This window comes from Nonomuraea sp. NPDC048826, from assembly GCF_043198225.1.
GTDB lineage: Bacteria > Actinomycetota > Actinomycetes > Streptosporangiales > Streptosporangiaceae > Nonomuraea.
In genome coordinates this window covers 606066-617240 of record NZ_JBICUQ010000004.1, presented here as the reverse complement: position 1 = coordinate 617240, position 11175 = coordinate 606066, and the positions used below count along the sequence as shown (strand labels likewise).

Here is an 11175-nt window from a genome sequence, read left to right as displayed (position 1 = left end):
GGCCGGAGGGTCCTCGTGGACATCAGCGTGATCGGGAGGGGCTCGGCCGACGCCGCGCCCGACATCATGCGGCTGAACGCCGGCGTCGAGGTGCGCGGCCGGTCGGCGGCCGAGGCGTTCGCCGGGGCGCGGGCCGCCGCGGCCCGGCTGGCCGAGGCGCTGCGCGGGGCCGGCATCGCGGCGCACGACCTGCGCACCACCGAGGTGTCGCTCGGCCCGGAGTACGAGGCGTACCCGAAGGTGTCGTCCTACCGGGCGGCGCAGGGCGTGGAGGCGGTGATCCGCGACCTGGCGCGGGCCGACCACGTCATCGACACCGTCGCCGGCGTGGGGGAGGAGGCCCGGCTGAACGGGATCGCGTTCGAGGTGTCCGACCCGGACGCCGCCATGGCCACGGCCAGGGAGGCGGCGTTCCGGCAGGCGGAGGCCAGGGCCGCGCAGCTCGCCGGGCTGGCCGGGCGGCCGCTCGGCCGGGTGGTGTCGATCAGCGAGGAGGACCTCCACGGGCCGCCGGTCCCGATGATGCGGACCATGGCGGCCGAGGCGCACGACTCGATCAGCCCCGGACGGCAGACCACGCAGGTCACCGTCCGGGTCGGCTACGTCTTCGGCGACTAGGCCAGGGCGAGCATCCGGTCCAGGGCGACCCGCGCCCAGTGGGCCGTGTCCGCGTCGACCGTGATCCGGTTGACCACCTCGCCGAGCGCCAGCGACTCCAGCGCCCACACCAGGTGCGGCAGGTCGATCCGGTTCATGGTCGAGCAGTAGCAGACCGTGCGGTCCAGGAACGAGACGCTCTTGTCGGGGAACATCTGGGCCAGCCGCTTGACCAGGTTGAGCTCGGTGCCGACGGCCCAGGCGGACCCGGCGGGCGCCTCGCGCAGCGTCTTGATGATGTGCTCGGTGGAGCCCACGTGGTCGGCCTTCAGCACCACCTCGTGGCGGCACTCCGGGTGCACCAGGACGTTCACGCCGGGGATGCGCGCGCGCACGTCGTCCACCGACTCGGCGGTGAACCGGCCGTGCACCGAGCAGTGGCCGCGCCACAGGATCATGCGCGCCCGCTCCAGCTCCTCGGCGGTCAGCCCGCCGTTGGGGCGGTGCGGGTTCCACACCACGCAGTCGTCGAGCGACATGCCCATCTCCAGCACGGCCGTGTTGCGGCCCAGGTGCTGGTCCGGCAGGAAGAGCACCTTCTCGCCCTGCTCGAAGGCCCAGGTCAGGGCGCGGCGGGCGTTGGACGAGGTGCACACCACGCCGCCGTTCCTGCCGCAGAACGCCTTGATGTCCGCGCTGGAGTTCATGTACGTGACCGGGACCACCCGGTCGGCCAGCCCGGCGTCCTCCAGCGCCTCCCAGGCCTCCTCGACCTGGTCGAAGGTGGCCATGTCGGCCATCGAGCAGCCGGCGGCCAGGTCCGGCAGCACCACCTTCTGCGCGTCGGTGGTCAGGATGTCGGCCGACTCCGCCATGAAGTGCACGCCGCAGAACACGATGTACTCGGCCTGCGGGCGGGCGGCGGCCTGCTGCGCCAGCTTGAACGAGTCGCCGGTCACGTCGGCGAACTGGATCACCTCGTCGCGCTGGTAGTGGTGGCCCAGCACGAACAGGCGGTCGCCGAGCGCCTCCTTGGCCTTGCGGGCCCGTTCGACCAGCTGGGGGTCGGAGGCCGGTGGCAGCTCACCGGGGCAGTCCACGCCTGCCTCACTGTGCGGATCGGCGCCCCGGCCAAGCACGAAGAGCGGAAGTCCCGTCTGGGTGGTCATCGCCCTACCCCCTTATCGTCGAAGTGACGATTCATGATGACATACCCGGAAGACCGATTTGTCCCCGGGGGAGGGGGCGGGAATGTGTGGCATCCCCTCAGTGTTGGTAGCGTCAATAGCGAGACGTCGGAAACAGACCCGGTTAGGGAGTCAGCAGATGACGGTTGAGAGCAGCGAGACCACGGCACAGGGCCTGATCCTGACCGACGCGGCCGCAGCCAAGGTCAAGAACCTGCTCGAGCAGCAGGGTGAGGAAGGTCTGCAGCTGCGCGTCGCCGTGCAGCCGGGTGGCTGCTCGGGGCTGCGCTACCAGCTCTTCTTCGACGACCGTTCCATGGACGGCGACGTCGTGACGGACTTCGGCGGCGTCGGCGTGGTCACCGACCGGATGAGCGCTCCCTACCTGATGGGCGCCACCATCGACTTCGTCGACACGATCGAGAAGCAGGGCTTCACCATCGACAACCCGAACGCCACCGGCTCCTGCGCCTGCGGCGACTCGTTCAACTAGTCGAGAGCCCGCTCGATCGGCACCGCCCGGCCCCGCTCCGCCTTTGTGCGGGCGGGGCCTTCGCGTATCCTCGTGGGGCTCAACTGGCTTGCTGACAACGAGGAAGAAGAATCCCGTGCGCATCGCCGTCACCGGCTCCATCGCGACTGACCATCTGATGACCTTTCCCGGAAGTTTCGGCGACCAGCTCATCGCCGAGCAACTCGACCGGGTGTCACTGTCGTTCCTGGTCGACGACCTGCAGATCCGGCGTGGCGGCTGTGCGGCCAACATCGCCTTCGGCATGGCCTGCCTGGGCCTGAAGCCGCTCCTCGTCGGCGCGGTCGGCAACGACTTCGCCGACTACCGCTCCTGGCTGGAGCGCCACGGCGTCGACTGCGACTCCGTGCACATCTCCGAGACCCAGCACACCGCTCGGTTCCTGTGCACGACCGACGACAACCACAACCAGATCGCGTCCTTCTACACCGGCGCGATGGCCGAGGCCCGGCTCATCGAGCTGAAGCCCGTCGCCGACCGGGTGGGCGGCCTGGACCTGGTGCTGATCGGCCCGAACGACCCCGACGGCATGCTCCGCCACACCGACGAGTGCCGCCACCGCGGCATCCCGTTCGCCGCCGACATCTCCCAGCAGCTCGCCCGCATGGCCGACGAGCAGATCCGCCAGCTCGTCGACGGCGCCGCCTACCTCTTCTCCAACGACTACGAGAAGGGCCTGATCGAGCAGAAGACGGGCTGGTCCGACGACGAGGTGCTGAGCCGCGTCGGCGTCCGCGTCACCACGCTCGGCCCCAAGGGCGCGGTCATCGACCGCCAGGGCGAGCCGTCGATCCACGTGGGGCCCGCTCCCGAGCGCGGCAAGGCCGACCCGACCGGCGTCGGCGACGCCTTCCGCGCCGGGTTCCTGGCCGGTCTCGCCTGGGGGATGTCGCTGGAGCGGTGCGGCCAGATCGGCAACCTCACCGCCACCCACGTGCTGGAGCGCGTCGGCGGCCAGGAGTACGAACTCGGCCAGAAGGACTTCATGGACCGGTTCACCGCGGCCTACGGCGCCGCCGCCGCCGAGGAGATCGCCCCGCACATCCGCTGCTACCACCCCTGACACGGGCGCGCCCCCGCCGGCAGCGGCGGGGGCGCAGTTTGCGCGGGTGTCGTCCGTACGGCTAGCTCCCGGCGTAGACCCGGTGCACGAACTCGGCCAGCTTGTCGTCGGGCAGGTGGCGGGCCAGGTCGGCTTCGCTGATCATGCCGACCATGCGGTGGTCGCGCATCACCGGAAGCCGCTTGATGCGGTGCTCCTCCATGCGCGTCAGGGCCTCCTCGACCGTGGCCTCGGCCGGCACCCACACCAGGCCCGTCGCGAGGTCCCCGGCTCGCACGCGGGCCGGGTCGTGGCCCAGGGCCACGCACTCCACCACGATGTCGCGGTCGGTGATGATGCCGGTCACCCGGTCGTCCAGGCACACGGGCAGCGCGCCCACGCCGAGTTCGCGCATGAGCTGCGCGGCCCGGTCGAGCGTCTCGTGCGCCTGGACGCACTCCACGCCCCGGCTCATCAGATCGCCGGCGGTGTCGCTCATCTCGTTCCCCCCTCGGTGACGTCGTGCCTCACCAGGGGAGCTACCCCGTACCGGCCAGGTCAGTAATTACGCCGCACGTGGATCGCCCAGCCTCCCTCCGGCAGCTCGTACGAGCCGACATGGCGGTGGGACTTGAGCCGGCACCACGCGGGCACGTCGGTGTAGGCCGCCGGATCGTCGGCGAGCACGGCCACCACGGCGTTGAGCGGCACATAGTTGATCTTCTCGGCGAGCATGATGATCGGAATGGGGCACTTCTTCCCCAGCGCGTCGATCGTCAATGCCGGCTGAGTGGTCTCGGTCATGCGACTCCTGCGTCCTGGCGGATCCGGAGCACCAGCTCGGGCAGCACGGCGAGGAACCTGTCGACCTCCGCCGCGGAAGCGCCCCTGGGCAGTGACACCCGGACATTCCCATGCGTGAGCACGCCCATCGCTTCCAGAACGTGCGATGGACGAAGCGTACTAGCCGTACAGGAACTACCGGACGAGACCGCGAATCCGGCCTTGTCGAGCTCGGTCAGCAGCGCCTCCCCGTCGACGTACAGACAGGAGAAGGTGACGATGTGCGGCGCCCGCTCGTCGGGGTCGCCGATCACCTCCACGTCCGGCACCACCTTCGGCACCGTCTCCCTGATCTTGTCGACCAGCGCCGACAGCCTGGAGCGTTCCCGGGCGGCGTCGGCCGTCATCGCGCGCAGCGCGGCCGCCGCGGCCACGATGCCCGGCACGTTCTCGAACCCCGGCACCCGCCGGCGCTCGCGCTCGTCCTCCGGCAGGAAGGAGCGGAACCGGGTGCCCTTCCTGACCGCCAGCACGCCCACGCCGGGCGGGCCGCCCCACTTGTGCGCGCTGGCCGCCAGCACCGACCAGCCGTCCGGCACCGGCATCCGGCCGGCCGTCTGCGCCGCGTCGACCAGCAGCGGCACCCCGTGGCGGCGGCAGGCGGCGGCGACCTCGGCCACCGGCTGGAGTGTGCCGACCTCGTGGTTGGCCGTCTGCAGGCAGGCCAGAGCGGTGTCGGGGCGGGCCACCGCCTCGGCGAACGCCGCCTGGTCGACCCGTCCGAGCAGGTCGACGCCGACGGTCTCGACGCTGCCGCCGTCGCGTTCGTGCAGCCGGGCGGCGTGCAGCACGCTGGAGTGCTCGACCGCCGAGGTCACCAGGTGACGGCCGACGCGCCGTCTGCCCTGTATCGTCCCGAGCAGACCGAGATGCACGGCCTGCGTGCCGGACGAGGTGAACGTCACCTCGTCGGGCCGCGCGCCCAGCGCCTCGGCCACTTCCGTACGGGCCTGCTCCAGCAGCAGGTGCGCACGGCGGGCCTGGTTGTAGAGCCGAGCGGGATCGGCCCAGCCGACGTCGATGGCCGCCAGCAGCGCCTCACGCGCCTGAGGGTGCAGCGGCTCGGTGGAGGCCGCGTCGAAGTACGCCACGAGTCCTATGATCCCACTCGCGGCACGCCATGGAGGGGCCGCGCGGAAGGGCGGGGCACTTGCACGCTAATGTGTCTGCAATCAGCTGTGCATCAGGAAATACGAGCGCCCGGGAGAGACTCCCGGGCTTCATCTGTGGGGTAGGCGATCCGTGAGTCCGACCCGCCGTTCGACACGGCGACCGTTGGCCCGGCGTAGAGTGCCGAGCGCCGTCGCTTTGGCGTTGCTTGCGGCCTCCGCTGCGGCGTGTGCTAGTGACGTTCCCGAGGCCAAGTGGGGCAACGGGCTGCTGCCGGATGCGATCACCCAGCAGGGTGAGACCGTCACCAGTCTGTGGAACGGAGCGTGGATCGCCGCGCTCGCCACCGGCGCGGTGGTCATCGGGCTCATCATCTGGGCGTGCCTCTTCCACACCAGACGCAGGGCCAAGGCCGAGCTCCCGCCGCAGGTTCGTTACAACCTGCCGATCGAGATGCTCTACACCCTGGTGCCGCTCGTCATGGTGTCGGTTTTCTTCTTCTTCACCGCGCGTGACAGCGAGGCGCTGACCCATGTCTCGGGCGACGCCAAGGTGAAGGTCAAGGTCGAGGCGTTCCAGTGGAGCTGGCGCTTCACCACGACCGTCGACGGCAAGGAGACCAAGCCGGTGGCCGGCATGCCGGTGAGCGACTACCAGCAGGGTCCGCAGCTCGTGCTGCCCGCCGGTGAGAAGGTGGAGTTCGAGCTCCAGACCGACGACGTGATCCACTCCTTCTGGGTGCCCGAGTTCCTGTTCAAGCGGGACATCATCCCCGGCATCCCCGAGGACAGCCCGGGTCGCAAGTTCGAGATCACCACCCTTGACAAGCGCGGCGTCTACGCCGGCCGCTGCGCCGAGCTGTGCGGCGTCGACCACAGCCGCATGCTCTTCTCGGTGAAGCTCGTCGACAAGCAAGAGTTCGACCAGTACGTCGCGTCCAACCAGGCGGAGAGTGCCCAGTGACCGCCATTCAAGAGCCCGTAACGACACCGGCCCCGCCGGTCCACCGGCCCACCTCCAAGGGCCGGATCATCGCCAAGTGGTTGTCGACCACCGACCACAAGGTGATCGGCAACCTCTATCTGATCACCTCGTTCCTGTTCTTCCTGGTCGGCGGCCTGATGGCGCTGGTCATGCGGGCCGAGCTGGCTCAGCCGGGGCTCCAGTTCACCAGCAACGAGCAGTTCAACCAGCTGTTCACCATGCACGGCACGATCATGCTGCTGATGTTCGCGACGCCGCTCTTCGCGGCCTTCGCCAACGCGGTCATGCCGCTGCAGATCGGCGCCCCCGACGTGGCCTTCCCGCGTCTCAACATGGTGAGCTACTGGCTCTACCTCTTCGGCAGCCTCATCGCCGTCTCGGGCTTCTTCACCCCTGAGGGCGCCGCGTCCTTCGGCTGGTTCGGCTACGCGCCGCTGTCCAACGCGGTCTACTCGCCGGGCATCGGCGGCGACCTGTGGATCATGGGTCTGGCGATGTCGGGTCTGGCCACCATCCTCGGTGCGGTCAACTTCATCACCACGATCATCTGCATGCGCGCGCCCGGCATGACCATGTTCCGGATGCCGATCTTCACCTGGAACGTCCTGCTGACCAGCATGCTCGTTCTGATGGCCTTCCCCGTGCTGGCCGCCGCGCTGCTGGCGCTGGAGTCCGACCGCAAGTTCGGCACCCACATCTTCAGCCCCGAGGTCGGCGGGCCGATGCTGTGGCAGCACCTGTTCTGGTTCTTCGGCCATCCCGAGGTCTACATCATCGCGCTGCCGTTCTTCGGCATCATCACCGAGATCCTGCCGGTCTTCAGCCGTAAGCCGATCTTCGGTTACATCAGCCTCGTGGGCGCGACGATCTCCATCGCCGGCCTGTCGATGACCGTGTGGGCGCACCACATGTTCCCGACCGGTCAAGTGCTGTTGCCGTTCTTCTCGTTCATGACGTTCCTCATCGCGGTGCCCACCGGTGTGAAGTTCTTCAACTGGGTCGGCACGATGTGGCGCGGTCACCTGAGCTTCGAGTCGCCGATGCTCTACTCGATCGGCTTCCTGGTGACGTTCCTGCTCGGCGGTCTGACCGGTGTCATCCTGGCCTCGCCGCCGCTCGACTTCCACATCAGCGACACCTACTTCGTGGTCGCCCACTTCCACTACGTGGTCTTCGGCACCGTGGTGTTCGCGATGTTCGCCGGGTTCTTCTTCTGGTGGCCCAAGCTCACCGGCAAGATGCTCGACGACAGGCTCGGCAAGGTGCAGTTCTGGCTGCTGTTCATCGGCTTCCACTCGACGTTCCTGGTGCAGCACTGGCTGGGCATGCTCGGCTTCCCGCGCCGCTACGCCGACTACGGGGCCGCCGACGGCTTCACCGACCTCAACATGATCTCGTCCGTGGGCGCGTTCGTGCTCGGGGCCTCCACGCTGCCGTTCTTCTACAACGTCTGGAAGACCTGGCGCACCGCGCCCAAGGTCACCGTCGACGACCCGTGGGGTTACGGCGGCTCGCTCGAGTGGGCGACCTCCTGCCCGCCGCCGCGGCACAACTTCACCAAGCTGCCTCCCATCCGGTCCGAGCGTCCCGCGTTCGACCTCAAGTACCCGCACCTGTCCGCCAAGCCCGCGCCGGAGGTGGAGGCCCGATGAAGGTTCAAGGTTGGCTGTTCCTGCTGTGCGGCGTGTTCTTCGCCGGCGTGACCGTCGCCTACTGGTTCTGGACCAAGGCGGCGACGGGGGTCGGTGAGCCGGTCGGCACCACCGCCATGGCCATCTCGGTCGGCTTCGCGTTCATGATCGGCTACTACCTGATGTTCACCGCGCGGCGCATCGGCGCCCAGCCGGAGGACAACAAGCAGGCCGACATCAGCGACGGCGCCGGCGAGATCGGCTTCTTCAGCCCGAGCAGCTGGTGGCCGCTGTTCGTCTGCCTGGCGGCGGCGTTCACCTTCGCCGGGTTCGTCATCGGCATGTGGATGTTCCTCATCGGCGTGTTCCTGGTGATCATGGCGATGATCGGCTTCGTGTTCCAGTATTACCGGGGCCACTTCTCGCACTGAGCCCTTCGTCCATGAGCGGGCGTCCTTCTTCGGAGGGGACGCCCGCTTTTTGGTGTTCTTTACCGGAACGCGGATGTGGCCAATCGATCACTCAGGGTAATAAGAGAGGTGAATCTGCTCGACTCGGACGGGGGAGTGCGCGTGGCGCGCGTAGCGTATCGATCGTTGGGCCCGGCCCTGAGTGTCGGACTCAGCCTGGGCATGACCGTGCTGCTGGCGGCGTGCTCGGCGAGCAGCGCGGCCGAGGAGGACCGGCAGGCGGCGCCCGACGCCACCGTGGCGATCCAGCCGGCCGACCGGTCGGCCAACGTGCCGACGGATCAGACGGTCGTCGTGGCGGCCCAGGACGGCACGCTCAAGAGCGTCACCGTGCGCAGCGCGGACGGCGCCCTGCCGGGCGTGCTCAGCGGCGACAAGACCCGCTGGCGCAGCACCGCCACCGCCCGCCCCGGCACCACCTACACGATCAGCTCCGTCGCCGCCAACGCCGACGGCAAGCAGACCGAGAAGACCAGCACGTTCTCCACCGTCAAGGCGGCCAAGTCCTTCGACATCCAGAGCATCACGCCCAGCAAGAACACCACCGGCGTGACGGTCGGCGTCGGCATGCCCATCATGATCGCGTTCGACCAGCCGATCACCGACCGGGTGTCGGTCGAGCGCAACCTGCTCGTCCGTACCTCCAAGCCCGTCGAAGGGGCCTGGCACTGGTTCGACGACCAGCACATCGACTTCCGGCCGCGCCAGTACTGGCCCGCGCACACCGACGTCCGGGTCGAGGCCAACCTTGCGGGCGTGCACGGCGGCAAGGGCATGTTCGGCAAGCGTGACCTGGCGCTCGACTTCCGCGTCGGCCGCTCCCAGATCACCAAGGGCAGCGTCAACGAGCACGTGCTGATCGTGCGGCGGAACGGCAGGAAGGTCCGCGAGATGCCGATGAGCGCAGGGCGCGGCGGGGTCATGAAATATCACACCACCTCGGGCATCCACCTGGCCATGTCCCGCGAGCCCGTCACCATCATGACCTCGCCCGGCATCGGCCCCGGCCAGTCCGGCTACTACCGGATGACCGTGTACAACACGGTGCGCATCTCCAACAGCGGCGAGTACGTGCACAGCGCCCCCTGGTCCGTCGGCTCCCAGGGCCACGCCAACGTCAGCCACGGCTGCGTGAACGTCAGCCCCGACAACGCGTCCTGGTTCATCAAGAACACCCTGATCGGGGACCCCATCATCATCACGGGCTCCCCGCGCCCCCTGGAGCCGACCAACGGCTGGGGGCACTGGCAGGAGACGTGGAAGCAGTGGCTCCAGTGGAGCTCGCTCAAGGACGGCCCCACCCTCCCCTTCTCCTGACCCGTCCGGTGGGGCGGGCGTCCCTGGGGTTCCTCGGGGGGCAGGCGGCCCGCCGGTGGCTGCCTGCGTCCCTTCAGGACGCTGTGCGAGTGGCCCGCGCGCAGGAGCGTCCGTCCGAGGGAGACCCGGACGACGCGCTGTCCGTACGGAGAGATCCGAACGATGCCTTGTCCGTACGGGGAGATCTGTGGGGGGGAGAGGGCGCGCGGCAGGGCGCTCGTGGAGGCCGACGAGGGCTTCCAAGCGGCCCGGGACGGCCCAGGCGGCTCGGGGGTGGTTCTGCGGCCCAGGATGGCCCGGGACGGCTCGGGGCTACTCGGGGGTGGCGGCTCGGGGTGGTCTGCGGTGGCTCGGGTGGCTCGGGGCGGGCGGCCCGGGGCTGCAGAGCCTCATGGGCCCGCCGGAGCAGGCCCCCCGGGCGTCAGGAGACGGAGCTGCTGGTCTTGACCCAGCCGTCGAGGGTGGCCGAGGCGCGGCCGGAGTCGACGGCCTGAGTGACCCGGGCGTAGGCGTCGATCATGGCCGAGTCGAGGTCGTCGCCGGGACCGTCGAGCGCGACCAGCGCGGCGGCCGCGTTGAGCAGGACGGCGTCGCGCACCGGCCCCGGCTTGCCGCCGAGCATGTCGTGCACCGCCTGCGCGTTGAAGGCCACGTCGCCGCCGCGCAGGGCGCCCGCCTCGGCGCGGGGGATGCCGAGCACCGCCGGGTCGAAGGTGGTCCGGTCGGCGCCGCCGTCCTTGACCACCCACACGGTGGAGGTGGTGGCGATGGTCAGCTCGTCGAGCCCGTCGTCGCCGCGGAAGACCAGGGCGGAGACGCCGCGCTCGGCGAAGACCCCGGCCAGCACCGGGAGCATGCGCGGGTCGTACACGCCGATGGCCTGGGCGGTCGGCCGGGCCGGGTTGGTGAGCGGGCCGAGGAAGTTGAAGACGGTGGGGACGCCGATCTCCTTGCGGGTGGGCCCCGCGAAGCGCAGCGCCGGGTGGTAGACCGGGGCGAAGCAGAAGGCGATGCCGGCCTCGGCGGCAACCCTGGCGGTCTGCTCGGGGGTCAGGTCGAGGCGGATGCCGAGGTGCTCCAGCACGTCGGCGGCGCCGCACGAGGAGGAGGCGGCGCGGTTGCCGTGCTTGACGACGCGGGCGCCGGCGGCGGCGGCCACGATGGCGGCCATGGTGGACACGTTGACGGTGTGGGCGCGGTCGCCGCCGGTGCCGACCACGTCGACGATCGGGCCCTCGACGTGCAGCGGCGTGGCCAGGTCGAGCATGGTGCGGGCCAGGCCGGTCACCTCGGCCACGGTCTCGCCCTTGGCCCGCAGCGCGACGACGAAGGCGGAGATCTGGGAGGGCGTGGCGGAGCCGGACATGATCTCCCGCATCGCCCACGCCGTCTCGTCGGCCGACAGGTGCTCCCCGGACAGGAGCGCGGAAAGGATGGCTGGCCAGGTCGTCCGCGAGTCCAC

Annotated in this window: 12 protein-coding genes; 7 read left to right on the top strand and 5 right to left on the bottom strand. The window is 69.7% G+C overall.

Annotated features, from left to right (window positions below):
• Positions 1–15: 15 nt before the first annotated feature.
• Positions 16–618, top strand: coding sequence for an SIMPL domain-containing protein (locus ACGFI7_RS17350; protein WP_393405293.1), 603 nt, complete (start codon positions 16–18; stop codon positions 616–618).
• Here ACGFI7_RS17350 and nadA read toward each other — a convergent pair.
• Positions 615–1766 (bottom strand): quinolinate synthase NadA, encoded by a 1152-nt coding sequence (nadA, locus tag ACGFI7_RS17345; RefSeq protein WP_393405291.1) that lies wholly within the window; start codon positions 1764–1766, stop codon positions 615–617. The genes ACGFI7_RS17350 and nadA overlap by 4 nt on opposite strands.
• Positions 1767–1923: 157 nt before the next feature.
• On the opposite strand from nadA, the gene erpA reads away from it, so the two are divergent.
• A complete protein-coding gene (gene erpA, locus ACGFI7_RS17340) occupies positions 1924–2277 on the top strand; it encodes an iron-sulfur cluster insertion protein ErpA (protein WP_393405289.1) in 354 nt (117 codons plus the stop codon).
• Positions 2278–2392: 115 nt separating this feature from the next.
• Positions 2393–3379: a carbohydrate kinase family protein gene (locus ACGFI7_RS17335; RefSeq protein WP_393405287.1), complete on the top strand. Its 987-nt coding sequence runs from the start codon at positions 2393–2395 to the stop codon at positions 3377–3379.
• Positions 3380–3440: 61 nt separating this feature from the next.
• Here the strand turns inward: ACGFI7_RS17335 and ACGFI7_RS17330 are convergent, their stop codons facing one another.
• Genes ACGFI7_RS17330 through ACGFI7_RS17320 form a run of 3 tightly spaced genes read right to left on the bottom strand, consistent with a single transcriptional unit; the run spans position 3441 to position 5292 of the window.
• Positions 3441–3857 carry a CBS domain-containing protein gene (locus ACGFI7_RS17330; protein ID WP_393405285.1) on the bottom strand — a complete coding sequence of 139 codons (417 nt, stop codon included), beginning with the start codon at positions 3855–3857 and terminating at the stop codon, positions 3441–3443.
• 59 nt (positions 3858–3916) lie between these two features.
• The gene (locus tag ACGFI7_RS17325; RefSeq protein ID WP_393405283.1) at positions 3917–4162 is read right to left on the bottom strand and encodes a sulfurtransferase TusA family protein; all 246 of its coding nucleotides are present in this window, start codon (positions 4160–4162) and stop codon (positions 3917–3919) included.
• Complete coding sequence (locus ACGFI7_RS17320) at positions 4159–5292, bottom strand: cysteine desulfurase family protein (protein ID WP_393405281.1); 1134 nt, start codon at positions 5290–5292, stop codon at positions 4159–4161. The genes ACGFI7_RS17325 and ACGFI7_RS17320 overlap by 4 nt, the downstream gene beginning before the upstream one ends.
• Positions 5293–5509: 217 nt before the next feature.
• On the opposite strand from ACGFI7_RS17320, the gene ACGFI7_RS17315 reads away from it, so the two are divergent.
• The 4 genes from ACGFI7_RS17315 to ACGFI7_RS17300 all read left to right on the top strand — a co-directional run bounded on the left by ACGFI7_RS17315 (position 5510) and on the right by ACGFI7_RS17300 (position 9713).
• On the top strand, positions 5510–6274 hold the full coding sequence (locus tag ACGFI7_RS17315; protein WP_393405279.1) for a cytochrome c oxidase subunit II: 765 nt from the start codon (positions 5510–5512) through the stop codon (positions 6272–6274).
• Positions 6271–7947 carry a cytochrome c oxidase subunit I gene (ctaD, locus tag ACGFI7_RS17310; RefSeq protein WP_393405277.1) on the top strand — a complete coding sequence of 559 codons (1677 nt, stop codon included), beginning with the start codon at positions 6271–6273 and terminating at the stop codon, positions 7945–7947. Before ACGFI7_RS17315 ends, ctaD begins: the two co-directional genes overlap by 4 nt.
• The gene (locus ACGFI7_RS17305) at positions 7944–8357 is read left to right on the top strand and encodes a cytochrome c oxidase subunit 4 (RefSeq protein ID WP_393405275.1); all 414 of its coding nucleotides are present in this window, start codon (positions 7944–7946) and stop codon (positions 8355–8357) included. Before ctaD ends, ACGFI7_RS17305 begins: the two co-directional genes overlap by 4 nt.
• A 201-nt stretch (positions 8358–8558) precedes the next feature.
• The gene (locus tag ACGFI7_RS17300; RefSeq protein ID WP_393405273.1) at positions 8559–9713 is read left to right on the top strand and encodes an Ig-like domain-containing protein; all 1155 of its coding nucleotides are present in this window, start codon (positions 8559–8561) and stop codon (positions 9711–9713) included.
• Between the two features lie 421 nt (positions 9714–10134).
• On the opposite strand, the gene trpD is transcribed toward ACGFI7_RS17300, so the two are convergent.
• The gene (gene trpD, locus ACGFI7_RS17295) at positions 10135–11175 is read right to left on the bottom strand and encodes an anthranilate phosphoribosyltransferase (protein ID WP_393405271.1); all 1041 of its coding nucleotides are present in this window, start codon (positions 11173–11175) and stop codon (positions 10135–10137) included.